Below are 13,123 nucleotides of genomic sequence, written 5' to 3'. Positions count from 1 at the left end.
CGTGCGCCGTGTATCGTTCTGTGTCGCGCTCGCCGAGCGACAACTGGTGTTACCGCGTGGCTGTCGGAGCACCGCGCTTGGCGGTATAAACGCAGCATGGAACAGATTCCCCACATCCTGATCGTCGACGACGATCGCGAGATCCGTGCCCTGCTCGCCGCCTATCTGGGCCGCAACGGTTGCCGTGTGAGCCTCGCTGGCGAAGGCCGCCAGATGCGCGAAGTGATGGAAGCCTCACGCATCGACCTTGTCGTGCTTGACCTGATGATGCCCGGCGAGGACGGCCTCTCACTCTGTCGCACGCTGCGCGGCACCGGCGATCGCACGCCCGTGATCATGCTGACCGCGCGTGGCGAGCCGGTGGACCGCATCCTGGGCCTGGAAATGGGCGCGGACGACTATCTGCCCAAGCCCTTCGAGCCACGCGAACTGCTCGCGCGCATCCGCAGTGTGCTGCGCCGCGCGCAGGCCCTGCCGACCAACCTGAGCACCCCGGGGGCGCGCAACTTCCGCTTCGAGGGCTGGCACCTGGCGGTCGAGACGCGCCAGCTGACGTCCCCCGATGGTGTGCTGGTGCCGCTCTCCGGCGCCGAGTTCCGCCTGCTCAACGCCTTCCTGACCCACCCCGGCCGCGTACTCAATCGCGACCAGTTGATGGATCTGACCAAGGGACGCGACGCCGACCCCTTCGACCGTTCGATCGACCTTCAGGTCAGTCGGCTGCGTACGCGGCTTGGCGAAGATGCCCGCAGCCCGCGACTGATCAAGACGGTGCGCAGCGAGGGCTATGTCTTCGCAGTGCCGGTCGAAACCGAGGCCGCCTGATGCAGCTGCGCCTGATTCCGAAGTCACTTGCGGTCCGCATCTTCTTCCTGATGGCGGGTGGCATCGTGGCGGCGACCTTCCTGTCGCGCTGGGTGATCGAGAAGCTCTACATCAACGAACTGGAGCAGCTCGGCCGCACCTCGGCGATCGAACGCATCAGCGATGTCGTGCGGGTGCTCGATGCAATACCGCGCGAAGCGCGCCCACAGGCGGCCGCCGGCATTTCCTTCGAGCGCCTGGCGGTCAGCTTTCCGGCACAGATCGGCAACGGCGCCGAGGTCGAGCCGGCGTTGAGCGAGAAACTCGCGCGCGGGATTCGCCGCGCGCCGGGCAAGGTCAGCCTCGAGGCGCTGCCGCCGCCGCCCTGCACGCCCGACGTGATGCCGGACTGCAAGGATCTCGCCAAACGTTTCGCGGCCGAACTGGCGCTCGCGGACGGGCAACCGGTGCGGGTCGAATACACGACGCGCTGGATCAAGATCGGCGACGCGGACTGGGTACCCTGGGTGATCGGCATCGCGATGCTGGTGGTGCTTGCGTGGCTGTCGGTACGCATCGCCACCCGGCCGCTGCGTGCCCTGGCCGAGCACGCCACCGGGCTCGGGCGCGACCTGCGGCGCAAGCCGCTGGACGAGAACGGCCCCACCGAAGTGCGCGACGCCGCACATGCCTTCAACACGATGCAGGCGCAGATCCGCCGCCAGATCGATGAGCGCACGCAGATGCTGGCCGCGATCGCACACGACCTGAAGACACCGCTCACGCGCATGCGCTTGCGGCTGGAGTTGATCGACGAGGACGCGCTGCGCAACAAGTTCAGCGAGGATCTGGGCGCCATGCAGTCGCTAATCGACGAAGGCCTCGACTTCGCCCGCAGTGTGGATGCACAGGAACAGGCACAACGGATCGACCTTTCGGCCCTGCTCGACAGCTTGTGCGAAGACGCCCGCGACACCGGGCAAGGGGTGGCATTCAAGGGCGAGGCCGGCATCATCATCCCCGCACGGGCCAACGCCCTGCGGCGGGTATTCCTGAACCTGATGGACAACGCCGTGAAGTACGGCGGTGACGCCGAGGTCAGCGTCAGCCGCCAGGGCGGCGAGATCGCGGTGCGGGTGCGCGATCACGGCCCCGGCATTCCGCCCGACCAGCTGGAAAACGTGCTGAAACCTTACTTCCGGCTCGAAGGCTCGCGCTCACGCGAAACCGGCGGCACCGGTCTCGGACTCGCGATCGCCGCCAACCTCGTCAACGCCCAGGGCGGGCGCCTGAAGCTGCGCAACCATCCGGATGGCGGACTGGAAGCGGAAGTAAAGATCGCGGCAGGCTGAACGAAGCCCCCTCAGCGGGGCAGCGCCGGCAGCGCGGTCAAGCGTTGATCGAATACCACGCCATATTTGGCGTTCAGGTCGAGCCGCACGCGCAGCGGGAAGCCGTCGCTCTCGCGCAGCCACAGTTCGATCATTGCATCGTCGCGGTTGTAGGCTTTGCGCGTCAGCTTGACGGCGGGAATCGTGGCTCCGCCGAGCTTCACAACGTCCTTGCCGGGCACGAAGCTCATCAGGCGCGTCGAAATCCCGTCGGTCGCCGCAATCGTGGTCTCGGCCTTCGGCAGCGGCTGCTTGTAGAACAGGTAGGGCAGCGCCGCGACATCCGCGGTACGGTACTTGATCGCCTCACGCTTGGTGATCTTGCCGCCCTTGTAGTACGCCGCGATCTTCTGGCCGTAATCGAGCGTCACCAGACGTGGCTGACCGTTGCCGCGGGTCTCGGAGAAACGGCGCGACGTCAGGTAAGCGCCGCCGCCGGCCGTGCCTTCGCTGGTACGAACCAGGGTGTCACCGGGCAGCACCGCCGAGATCGCCATGGCGGCCTTACCGCTGGAGGTGATGCGATAGGTGGTCGGGGTCAACGCAACGGTATCGGTCACGCCGCCCACCGGGATAGCGCCGCCGAACATGCCGATCATCTTCTCTGCGTAGCGCGCCATGTCCGGATGATCCTTGGCGCGTTTTGCATCCACCGCGGCGCTGATGTCGTAGTGGGCGGAGAAATTGACCGTCTGTGCCTGGCCGGAAACGGCCGCAGCCGCGGCCATGGCGCCACAGATCAAGTATTTGAGCTTCATATCGGTTCGGGGACAAACGACTTGTCCCAGTGAATTGGAGTAGGTGAGTGCGCGTTAGATCGCGGGTGGTGGCGGTGGCGGTGGCGGCGCGCCGTCGCCCGCAGCCGGTGCCGGCGTCTGCGCGGGCACATTGCCCGCCGGTGGTGGTGGCGGCGGTGCGGCGCCTTTCGGCGCGCCACCGCCCTGCTCTTCGAGTGGCGGCAAATCCGGCTTGCCCGCACCGGCCTTCGCTGCGCGCTTGGCTTCGTATTCCTGGCGCTTCTTCTCGTAGTGCTGTCTGTCGATCTCTGCTTGCTTGGCCCGCTTGGCAGCCGCCTCGGCATCCTTGGTGCGTTTCTCCGCGAGCGCCGCATCCTTCGCGGCCCTTCCGGCGAGCTCCGTTTGCGCACGCACCGGGGCATCCGCCAAGCGCTGATTGTGTTCGGCCTGGCGTTTGGCGATATCGGCGCGGCGCTTCACATCGTCCGCCCGGTTCTGTTCAGCTTCCTGCACCTGCTTTCGATCGCGCTCAGGCCGCCCGGCTTCGCGCTCCGCTTCGCGTGCGGCAACTTCTCGCGCCTTGACCGCACGCTCGAGCCGGCTCGCGGCGATTTCCTTTTCGCGGACAGCCTTGCGGCGTTCGACCAAGGCTTCATGCAGCTGATCTCGGCAGCGATTGACGAGGATCTTCTTTGCGCACTCGGCCTCGCCGCTAAGGCGATCACGCTCGATGGTCGCGAACTCGCCCGCGGCCTCGGCGCGCAATTTTTCGGCCTGCTGGCGATCGGCCTTGTCGCGTGCCGAGCCCTCGTCTTCGGCCAAGGCCGGCGTGGCAAACAGGCATAGGGCGAGCAGAAGGGGCGTGACGGAACGCGACATGCGAAGAGACGGAATCGGGGAGGCAGAACGATAGCCGATTTTGCAGCGCAGCGCGCCGTTACAATTGTGGGTTTTCGCTGCCCGGCCTTCCCATGATCCTCTTCCGCAACCTCGTCATCGCCCGCGGTGCCAAGCGCCTGATCGACGGCGCCAGCCTGCAGATCCACCCCGGCTGGCGAATCGGCCTGGTCGGCGCCAACGGTAGCGGCAAATCGACGCTGTTTGCGGCCCTGCGCGGGCTGCTGCATGCCGAGTCGGGCGACCTCGAGATGCCGGCAACTTGGACCATCGCGCATGTGGCGCAGGAAACCCCGGCGCTGGACCAGCCGGCGATCGAGTACGCGCTCGACGGCGACGCCGAGCTGCGCCGGCTTGAGGCCGAACTGAAGGTGGCCGAGGAGAAGCACGACGGCCACCGCATCGGTGAGATCCACGCCCGGCTGCTCGAGATCGACGCCTATGGCGCCCGCGCCCGCGCGGCCGCGCTGCTCGATGGCCTCGGCTTCCTGCCGAACGAGATCGAACGCCCGGTGGCGAGCTTTTCGGGTGGCTGGCGGATGCGCCTGAACCTCGCGCAAGCGCTGATGTGCCGCTCCGACCTGCTGCTGCTCGACGAGCCGACCAACCACCTCGACCTGGATGCCGTGGTGTGGCTGGAAAAATGGCTGGCCGGTTATCGCGGCACGCTGGTGCTGATCTCGCACGACCGCGACTTCCTCGACGGCACGGTGGACCATGTGCTGTATCTGGCCGACCAGCGACTGACGCTCTACACCGGCAACTACAGCGACTTCGAGGGCCAGAAGGCGGCGCAGCTAGCGCAGCAGCAATCGATGTTCGAGCGCCAGCAACGCGAAGTGGCGCATCTGGAAAGCTACATCAACCGCTTCCGTGCAAAGGCCACCAAGGCCCGCCAGGCGCAAAGCCGGATCAAGGCGCTCGATCGGATGGAGCGCATTGCCGCCGCGCATGTCGACACACCCTTCGATTTCACGATCCCGGCACCCGAGCGGGCGCCGGACCCGATGCTGGTACTTGAGGACATCGCCGCCGGTTACGGCGACAAGCGCGTGCTGGAACATGTGAAGCTCACGCTGCGGCCCGGCATGCGCATTGGCCTGCTGGGGCCGAACGGCGCCGGCAAATCCACCCTGATCCGGCTGCTCGCCGGCGACACTTCGCCGCTTGGCGGCACCCGCACCGAAGCGCGGGGGCTCGCGGTCGGCTACTTCGCGCAGCACCAGCTCGAACAGCTGCGCGAGGACGAATCGCCGCTCGCCCACTTCATCCGCCGCGAGCCGCAAACACGCGAGCAGGACTTGCGCAATTACCTTGGCGGTTTCGACTTCCGCGGCACGATGGCCGACACGCCGATCGGGCCCTTCTCGGGTGGCGAGAAGGCGCGACTCGCACTGGCGCTGCTGGTGCGCGGCCAGCCCAACCTGATGCTGCTGGACGAGCCGACCAACCACCTCGACCTAGAAATGCGCCACGCGTTGACCAAGGCGCTTGCCGAATACGAGGGCAGCATGGTGCTGGTGTCGCACGACCGCGCGCTGCTGCGCACGGTGTGCGACGCCTTCCTGCTGGTCGCCGATGGCAAGGTCGAGCCCTTCGACGGTGATCTCGACGACTACCTCGCCTGGCTTGAGGCGCGCCGCGCCCGCACCGCCGCGGCCAACGCCTGCCAGGTCGCCGCGCAGGACAAGGCCGAACGCCTGCAGGCACGCGCCGACGAGAAGGCGGAGCGGCAAGCCAAGATCGCCCGCCGCCGCCCGTTGGTGAAGGAGCTCGAGCAACTCGAACGCAAGATGGAAGGCTGGAACGGCGAAAAGAAGCTGCTCGACGCCCGCCTCGCCGACCCTGCGCTCTACAACGGCAGCACCGACAACGCGCAGATCCAGACCCTGCTCAAACGCCAGGGCGAACTGACAACGCTGATCGACGACGGCGAACTACGCTGGCTGGAAATCCACACCGAGCTGGAAGAGATCGGCGAAGTCTGAACCAGGGCGGATTGGCAAGAACATATCAACGAGAAAGGCCGCACTGGAAAACCACGCGGCCTTTCACTCGTCCGAATTCGCATTGCATCTCGTCCCCCTCCGGGGACGTCATTCGATTACAGCGGCCATCAGCGTGCGCCTCTTGTGATCCACTGCACCGGTGAAGGAATTCAGAACCGTAGCCGCAAAGTAGGTCGCCAGTACCTTCCCTGACCGATCCAAAGCCAGATTTCCGCTTCCAAGCATGTCAACGTAGCCCGTCGCAAAATGCTTATCCGCACTCCACCCCTGTCCCGGCGTATAGATCTTTAGCGCCAGCCGATCATGGGGCTTGGGAAAGGCAATCGCGATGTGGCCCGCGGGTCCAGTACGTATCACAGGGTCCCGCCGATCAAGGCGTAAAGGCGAGATTGTTTCCCCATTATCGTCCTTCAAGGTCTGCGGAACGGACCAAACCAATGCATTCGAACCACTGGTCGCGCGTTCCGGATCCGGAACGGAGGTGTGACTGTGCATAAGCACGCGCTGCCACCGCTCGCTAACCCATAGCACTTCGAGATTACCCACCGAGTCGATGCTCACCCATACTGGGCCTGTTACGGTCGACGTAGCGTCGTTCACAACTTGATCGTATGACAATTGGCGATGATTGCGCTGATCAAGAACGGACACATGAAGGGGACAGAATTCAATAGCGCTTTTACCGTCATACTCAGCCCAAATCGCGACCGTCAGCGCACCGTTGTGAAAAACACGGTTTTTGCCACAGGACACAGCGTTGCTCGGCAGCCGCGCCATTTTGCCCGTATCGCTGATGCTATTTAGATACGGCGCGAGAAACTTGACGTTTATCGAGTTATCAGCGACGTCTTTCCAGACAATTGGCAACGCGTCAGCTCGATCTTCCCAAGCGCTTTCTGAAAATGCTGGCGCATCAACGTTCCCGGACGATGAAAGAATACTCTGAGCCGGCGATGCGATTCCCTCCGGGGAGATGACCTGAAGGTAGGTATCCCGATCGCGGATCGCTGCGGGCGCCCATCTCACAAACTGGGTTCCATCCGATGCAATCCACGCCCCACTATTTTCGTCGGGAATTTCGAGTTCGCTGGACGCCAGAAGCTGCGCGCCAACTCCCGGTCCGATCTGCTGCGCCTTGGCCGTTACAGTGGACCGCCAGTAGGAGGTTAGACGCATATCCTGCTTGAACATTGAAACCCAGCCAGACTCATTTGCAACGAGCCTCGGCATCCACATTGTCACGTCGAGTTGCTCGGCCGGAAACCAACTGCCCGACGGACCACGCGAAACAAAGACCTCGCGGTGGGGAAATGGATCTCTTGGATACTCCGAGCCAGTCATGGCACTCCAGCGAACGAGTGCTCTACCGTCTGCAGCAAGTACGGTGTCAACCGGGCCGAAATCAGGTAACCGATCAATCCAGTCGGTGGTGCCGATATCCGAGGATGAGAGGGAGACTAACTCGGTCGTCCCTGGAATACGCCAGCTCACGGCCGGGGCCCCTACCGAAAGCGCCCGCGCCGAAAAGAAAACTGTCAGTGTGGCCGCGTCGCTGATCGTCCGACCAGCAGGATTGGTGACTACGGCACGATACAAAGTGCCGTCGGCATCCCCAGAGGCTACGACGCTGAGTGTGGCAGCCGTGGCGCCTTGAATGTCGACAAACGCGGCGTTCTTGCCGCTCGCCTTTTGCCATTGGTAAGCGAGCTCTCCTCCCGACGCTTCAACTCGGAATTGGACCGTACTTCCGGTGCCATCGCCCATCGCCTGAGGCTGGCTGGTGATTGCTGGGGGTAAGACAACGGGCGTAGACGCACCTTCGCCCCCTCCGCAGGCAGCCAACGCCAAAAGTGCCGCTATCGCCAAAATCCGGCACGTGCCGACGTGACAGAACATCCACATCTCCTTCGTTATCTCTTTGCTCGCTGGGAACGCAGCAGCGTTGAACCGGATGATCGATCCAATACTTGGGCTGTGCATCAACTTGCTGTCATTGCAACGTGTATTCCGCCCGGTCTTTGCACGAAACGTAAACTTCGCGGGGGAACTTACATTGGCAAACCGCTGCGACAAATGAGCGATGGGCAGCCCAAACCCGTAAAAGAGGGAGACTTGGCTAATGGAACCTCAAACCCGGCGCAGCCTCTCACTGAATTGAATGCCAGGCCTCGCGGCGGTTCGCGAACGAAGAGGGGATTCGCCCAGCCGGAAGTGTGGCGCCCTCTCGCCGTCGCCCGCTGGTGAAGAAGCTTTGACGGCGAAAGGAAACTGCTCGACGCCCGCCTAGCCGACCCCGCGCTCTAAAACGGCAGCACCGACAACGCGCAGATCCAGACCCTGCTCAAACGCCAGGGCGAACTGACAACGCTGATCGACGACGGCGAACTACGCTGGCTGGAAATCCACACCGAGCTGGAAGAGATCGGCGAGGTGTAGGCGGCAGGCTTGCGGCAGTCGCCGGGCGCTTTGTCAGCGGCCAGCCAGGCAGCCCTGCAGATCCGGCAGCGGCGTGCGTTCGGCGCTCGCGACGCCCTCGTAGTTGATGCCGTTACGACGCACAATCACCGACTTCGCGTCGGGCTTGAGCGGAAACCAGTATTCGGTGCGGCCGCCGACCACCGGCACCACCTTCACACTGGCACCGTCCATCAACGCGAGCACGGTCGGGTGGTTGAAGTTCAACGCCTCGCCAACCGGTTTGAGGCGTTCATCGCGCATCTGGCGAACCAAGGGCTGAAGCCGGTTGTTGATGCAGTTCTGTTGCGCTTCGTTGGCCGAATCCGGGCCGTAGAGCGACATCGTGATGCCGCCGTTCTGCCACACCGTATTGGGTGTGGCGGATTGTGCGATCGGGCTGGTGAGCGCTGCGGTCAGCGCGAGCAAGGTCAATCTGGCTGCATGCATGTGTGCGATTCCGTTCATCGGGCGGGCCACGCATACGCCTGCGCGCCGCCTGAGGCGGAGTCTACCCGATGCCCACGTCATCGGCGGTGCCGGGCCCGTGCAGGCGGTTCAGTCGGGCGGCTGCCGGCAAGTTGCGATGGCTCCCGTTACGGGCACGAATCCGGGCGATAATGGCGCCCGCAGCAACGATCGCTCAGAGGCCGTTCGCTGATCGTCGGGCCCCGCGCCGCGCCGGTCACCGGCCCTCCTCAGTTCGGTTCCCGCTCGGACACCGATTGCCCTCTGGCGCGGCCTACCCGGCCCGCCGATGCGCCATCCCGCACCACCCGCCCTGCACACCCACCGGTGTGCCCGGGCTTTGCCGCGTCAACGCGAAGGATCTGCCATGCCCCACGCCAATACCCGAACCCGCATCCGTGGAATGAACCGCCGCCAACGCAAGAAGATCCGCGTCGGCGAATTCCAGGAGTTCGTCTTCGCGTTCCGGCTGGCGACGCATGCGCCGCTGTCCGCCAGCGAGTTCGCCCATTTCTCCGAGGCCTTCGGCCGCTTTGTCGGTGACACCGGCCCGATCGTCGGCGGTATGGCGCGCCTTGAGGAAGATGGCGCGATCTTCGGCAGCGTCGCCTCTCGCGACCGCGGCTCGCCGAGCGAAGCCAACCGCGCAGCGGTGGAGGGTTGGTTCAGCGCGCGCGCTGAAGTGGCCACCATCGAAGTCGGCCCGATGTTCGACGCCTGGCGCTGAGCCACGCATGGGCGCCACCGCTGGTTGCGTGGCGCCCCTTAGGGCTTTTCAGGGCGCCAGCTTGTAGACCTGCGCGCTCCTGGCTGGAAGTTTGAAGGACACCACCCCGGTCGCATCCGAGATCAGTGACGCGGCGCTACCCGGATAACGGTTGTTCCAAGTGGCGTTGCCGCCCGGCGTGGTCAGACTGAGCTCGGCTGCCGCGTCACCGTAGTTGATGACGACAAGCAGTTTCTCGCCGCCGAGCACCCGTGTGAATGCAAGTACGGACGCACTCCCGCTCGCGATTGGCGTGATGTCGCCACGCCGCAGCGCAGCTTCCCCGTTGCGCAAGGCGATCAGCTGCTTGTAGGTCGCGTAGATCGAACCGCCCGTGGCGTGCTGCGACGCGACGTTGTACGCGGCCGAATTGTCGGCAAGGCTGCGGAAGGGGCTGCCGGTGGTGAAGCCGGCGGTCTTCGCATCCGCGGTCCAACTCATCGGCGGACGCAGCTGGTGGTCATGGTTGATTGCGCTTCCGGACTCTTTGGTCGCTAGGCTGATGCCGATCTCGTCGCCGTAGTAGATGAAGGGCGTACCTGGCAAGGTCAGGAGCGATGCGATCGCGAGCTTGTATTTCGCTTCGTCTCCGCCGAATTGGTTGAACAAGCGGTCGCCGGCAAAGGTGTCGTGATTCGTCAGGATCGTGGACATCTGCGGCAGTGCCGGGCTCGCCAGGTAGGCGCCGAGTTTGCTGTCGACGACGCCGTCGCGTGCGCTGGCCACCAGGGCCGAATGCAGGCCGAAGAAGAACGCCGATCCACAACCGTTTTGCGCCGCATATTCCGGTGCCGGCACGTCTTCGCAAACCATGAAACGGTTCGGGTACTTGTCGAGTTCGTCGTGAAGACGCTTGAGCAGCGCGAAGGTCTCGGGCTGGTTCTCGGTCAGGTAATCGTTTTCGATGAAGTTCTGCACCGCATCCATGCGGAAACCATCGACGCCGAGGTTCAGCCATTTGCGCATCGAGGCAATGTGATAGCTCACCACCGCCTCGTTCGTCAGATCGAAGTCCGGCATCGCCACGTCGAAGGGCGCGTAGTAGTACGCGTTGTTGAGCCGGCGCCAGGGGCTGGGCACCCACCACGACCAGCCGGGATCTTCGCGGCGCCACATGTACCAGTCGCGCTTGTTCTCAAGGCCATAGGTCGAATCGTGGAACAGCGGGTTACTCGATGAACTGTGATTCATCACATAGTCGAGCAGTACGCCGATGCCGCGCGCATGGGCGGCATCAATCAGGCGCTTGAGTGCTGCTTCGCCGCCGAATTCCGTTTCAATCTTGCGGTAGTCGGCAACGCCGTAGCCATGGTCGTGATCGCCGGACGCAAACACCGGCATCAGCCAGATGCCCTTCACGCCGAGTTCGGCGAGGTAGTCCAGACGTGAGATCAGGCCGTCGATGTCGCCCTGGCCATCGCCATCGCTGTCCTGATAGCCGCGCACGTAGATCTCGACAAACACGGCATCGCGATACCACCCGTCTGGCAGCGCACTCGGGCTCGCCGCCACCGCGACCGGCGATAAGTCCAGCTGGCCGCTTTGCGGCTCAACTTTGCTGGCATCGCTACCACCGCCGCAAGCGGCCATAAGGGCACTCGCGAGCAGAGCCAGAATCAGGGAACGACGACACGATCTCATGACGCACTCCATCAACGGGGGACGTCAGTATAGGTGGCGCTGGATTATGACGATCGGCTTTGTGCAGCTTTCCGTGAAGGAGGCCTTCATTTCCGCTTAAGCCTCGCTAATCAAGGCTTAAGCCGGCGGTTTGCAGAATGCGGTCGTGCACTCGATGACGAGTCGCCGAACCAAGCCAACAACCGGAGAATGACCATGAAGAAGCTGATCCTTGCAGTGTCCGCCCTGACCTTCGCTGCCGGCGTGTTTGCTGCCGATGCGGCGCCCGCCGCGAAGACCGCGCCGACTGCAACACCGATGGTGAAGACCGCCGAACCGGCGAAGACGACGAAGACCGAAGCAGCCGCGCCGGCCAAGCAAAGTGAAGCCACCGCCGCGACCACCCCGGCCAAGACGACCGCGCCGACGAAGAAGGCCAAGACGCACAAGGTGAAGGCCACCAAGGCACCTGCAACGCCGGCCAGCACCGACACGCAGAAAAAGTAACTACCTGAACAAGCTGCCAGGACGAGCCGGACTCGATAGCGAGTCCGGCTCGTTTCTATTTGTAGCGATAGCACTGATCAATCGCCACAACAGCAAGATGCAATTCGACCGGGCCTCGGGCGGCACGCGACACTGTCGCCTAGACCAAACCGTCCAGAGCCGTTGCATGACCCAGCTGATTCTTGCCATATCGGGCAGCCGCCAAGCGAACTTGCCGCCCGCGACGCTGCGCCGCATGGTCGGCCCCGGGCTGATGGTCGCGGTTGGCTACATGGATCCGGGCAATTGGGCGACCGACATCGCCGGCGGTGCGGGCTTCGGCTATCGGCTACTCGCCGTCGTGGTATTCGCCAGCGTGCTCGCGATGGGCTTTCAGGTGCTCGTGGCGCGGCTTGCGCTGGCCACCGGTGAAGACCTTGCAAGCCTCACACGCCGCCATTTGCCCACGCCACTCGCCAAAGTGGCCTGGCTTGCCGGAGAAGCCGCGATTCTCGCAACCGCGCTGGCGGAACTGGTGGGTGGCGGCATTGCGCTCAAGCTGTTGCTGGGCTTGCCCTTGCCGCTGGGGGTGGTGCTCACCGCGATCGGCACGATCAGCGTGCTGGCGGTGTCACGCCTGCGCAGTGGCGCACATGAGCAGCTCGTCAGCGCGCTGGTGGCCGTGGTCGCGCTGGCCTTCCTGCTGCTGCTGGTGAAGATCGGGCCGGACTGGGGCGCGGCGGCGCAGGGTGTGGCGCAGACCGGTACTGCATTGGCCGACCCCAAAGGTCTGATGATCGCGCTCGGCATCGTCGGGGCGACGCTGATGCCGCACAACCTCTACCTCCACGGCAGCGAGATCGCGCACCGTGCGCAGGGCCTCGACGACACAGCGCAAATCGACGCACTGCGCGTGACGCGCAACGACACGCTGGTTTCGCTGACGCTGGCCATGGCGATCAATGGGGCCATCATGATCGTGGCCGCCGCGTCCTTCGCCGGCGGTGCCAACGTCAGCAGCCTCGATGGGGCCTACAGCGCGATGCGCGACCAGCTCGGCCCGCTCGCTGCGATCGCCTTCGGCGTGGCGCTCTACGCGGCGGGGCAGAGTTCGGCGATCACCGGTGTGATGGCCGGCAGCGCGCTGACGCGCGGCTTCCGCGGCGACGCCGGCTCTGAGCGCCATCGCGGCATCATGACGCGCCTGGCAGCCGTGAGCATCGCACTCGCCTTCATGGCCTGGCGCGGCGTGGGCGACCCCGACGGCCTCCTGGTGCTGAGCCAGGTCGTACTCGGGCTTACTCTGCCCTTCGCGCTGGTGCCGCTCACCTGGCTGGCGTGCCGCGGCACGCTGATGGGGCGCTTGGCGCTCAGCGGCTTCGCGAAGGCAGCCCTGATCGCGGCGACCACGCTGATCGTGCTGCTCGACCTCTACCTCGTTGCCGCCTGCTTCTGAGCTGGGTCAGCAAAGCCACAGCGGGGCGCTATGCA

The 13,123-nt window shown here is 64.5% G+C and carries 11 protein-coding genes; 6 read left to right on the top strand and 5 right to left on the bottom strand.

The window, feature by feature from the left end:
- The first annotated feature begins 96 nt into the window (after positions 1–96).
- Together HH302_RS10965 and HH302_RS10960 are read left to right on the top strand one after the other, a co-directional pair.
- The gene (locus tag HH302_RS10965; protein WP_172202200.1) at positions 97–825 is read left to right on the top strand and encodes a response regulator; all 729 of its coding nucleotides are present in this window, start codon (positions 97–99) and stop codon (positions 823–825) included.
- Positions 825–2,156, top strand: coding sequence for an ATP-binding protein (locus tag HH302_RS10960; RefSeq protein ID WP_172202198.1), 1,332 nt, complete (start codon positions 825–827; stop codon positions 2,154–2,156). Before HH302_RS10965 ends, HH302_RS10960 begins: the two co-directional genes overlap by 1 nt.
- Before the next feature lie 11 nt (positions 2,157–2,167).
- Here HH302_RS10960 and HH302_RS10955 read toward each other — a convergent pair whose 3' ends face one another.
- Both HH302_RS10955 and HH302_RS10950 read right to left on the bottom strand, forming a co-directional pair.
- A complete protein-coding gene (locus HH302_RS10955) occupies positions 2,168–2,953 on the bottom strand; it encodes a DUF3108 domain-containing protein (RefSeq protein ID WP_172202196.1) in 786 nt (261 codons plus the stop codon).
- Positions 2,954–3,007: 54 nt separating this feature from the next.
- Positions 3,008–3,811 carry a hypothetical protein gene (locus HH302_RS10950; protein ID WP_172202194.1) on the bottom strand — a complete coding sequence of 268 codons (804 nt, stop codon included), beginning with the start codon at positions 3,809–3,811 and terminating at the stop codon, positions 3,008–3,010.
- 92 nt (positions 3,812–3,903) lie between these two features.
- Between HH302_RS10950 and HH302_RS10945 the strand changes: the two genes are divergently transcribed.
- A complete protein-coding gene (locus HH302_RS10945; RefSeq protein WP_172202192.1) occupies positions 3,904–5,817 on the top strand; it encodes an ATP-binding cassette domain-containing protein in 1,914 nt (637 codons plus the stop codon).
- A gap of 108 nt (positions 5,818–5,925) precedes the next feature.
- On the opposite strand, the gene HH302_RS10940 is transcribed toward HH302_RS10945, so the two are convergent.
- Both HH302_RS10940 and HH302_RS10935 read right to left on the bottom strand, forming a co-directional pair.
- Positions 5,926–7,734, bottom strand: coding sequence for a hypothetical protein (locus HH302_RS10940; RefSeq protein WP_172202190.1), 1,809 nt, complete (start codon positions 7,732–7,734; stop codon positions 5,926–5,928).
- A 573-nt stretch (positions 7,735–8,307) separates the two neighbouring features.
- Entirely contained in the window at positions 8,308–8,742 is a 435-nt protein-coding gene (locus HH302_RS10935) for a hypothetical protein (protein ID WP_172202188.1), read from the bottom strand.
- Positions 8,743–9,127: 385 nt separating this feature from the next.
- Between HH302_RS10935 and HH302_RS10930 the strand changes: the two genes are divergently transcribed.
- Positions 9,128–9,487, top strand: coding sequence for a 50S ribosome-binding protein YggL (locus HH302_RS10930; protein ID WP_172202186.1), 360 nt, complete (start codon positions 9,128–9,130; stop codon positions 9,485–9,487).
- A gap of 48 nt (positions 9,488–9,535) precedes the next feature.
- On the opposite strand, the gene HH302_RS10925 is transcribed toward HH302_RS10930, so the two are convergent.
- The gene (locus HH302_RS10925) at positions 9,536–11,167 is read right to left on the bottom strand and encodes an alpha-amylase family glycosyl hydrolase (protein ID WP_216661867.1); all 1,632 of its coding nucleotides are present in this window, start codon (positions 11,165–11,167) and stop codon (positions 9,536–9,538) included.
- A 195-nt stretch (positions 11,168–11,362) separates the two neighbouring features.
- Between HH302_RS10925 and HH302_RS10920 the strand changes: the two genes are divergently transcribed.
- A complete protein-coding gene (locus HH302_RS10920) occupies positions 11,363–11,653 on the top strand; it encodes a hypothetical protein (protein ID WP_216661866.1) in 291 nt (96 codons plus the stop codon).
- A 166-nt stretch (positions 11,654–11,819) separates the two neighbouring features.
- Entirely contained in the window at positions 11,820–13,088 is a 1,269-nt protein-coding gene (locus HH302_RS10915; RefSeq protein ID WP_172202182.1) for an Nramp family divalent metal transporter, read from the top strand.
- Positions 13,089–13,123: the final 35 nt, after the last annotated feature.

Origin of the sequence: Niveibacterium sp. COAC-50 (genome assembly GCF_013184235.1) — a bacterium.
Classification (GTDB): Bacteria; Pseudomonadota; Gammaproteobacteria; order Burkholderiales; family Rhodocyclaceae; genus Niveibacterium; species Niveibacterium microcysteis.
Note: the sequence above shows the minus strand (reverse complement) of the source record. Positions and strands in the feature narration are given on the sequence as shown.

Coding starts and splice junctions, on each gene's coding strand:
- HH302_RS10935 (WP_172202188.1), bottom strand. CDS start 8,742: ATGCATGCAGCCAGATTGACCTTGCTCGCGCTGACCGCAGCGCTCACC.
- HH302_RS10940 (WP_172202190.1), bottom strand. CDS start 7,734: ATGTTCTGTCACGTCGGCACGTGCCGGATTTTGGCGATAGCGGCACTT.
- HH302_RS10965 (WP_172202200.1), top strand. CDS start 97: ATGGAACAGATTCCCCACATCCTGATCGTCGACGACGATCGCGAGATC.
- HH302_RS10930 (WP_172202186.1), top strand. CDS start 9,128: ATGCCCCACGCCAATACCCGAACCCGCATCCGTGGAATGAACCGCCGC.
- HH302_RS10950 (WP_172202194.1), bottom strand. CDS start 3,811: ATGTCGCGTTCCGTCACGCCCCTTCTGCTCGCCCTATGCCTGTTTGCC.
- HH302_RS10925 (WP_216661867.1), bottom strand. CDS start 11,167: ATGAGATCGTGTCGTCGTTCCCTGATTCTGGCTCTGCTCGCGAGTGCC.
- HH302_RS10920 (WP_216661866.1), top strand. CDS start 11,363: ATGAAGAAGCTGATCCTTGCAGTGTCCGCCCTGACCTTCGCTGCCGGC.
- HH302_RS10915 (WP_172202182.1), top strand. CDS start 11,820: ATGACCCAGCTGATTCTTGCCATATCGGGCAGCCGCCAAGCGAACTTG.
- HH302_RS10955 (WP_172202196.1), bottom strand. CDS start 2,953: ATGAAGCTCAAATACTTGATCTGTGGCGCCATGGCCGCGGCTGCGGCC.
- HH302_RS10945 (WP_172202192.1), top strand. CDS start 3,904: ATGATCCTCTTCCGCAACCTCGTCATCGCCCGCGGTGCCAAGCGCCTG.
- HH302_RS10960 (WP_172202198.1), top strand. CDS start 825: ATGCAGCTGCGCCTGATTCCGAAGTCACTTGCGGTCCGCATCTTCTTC.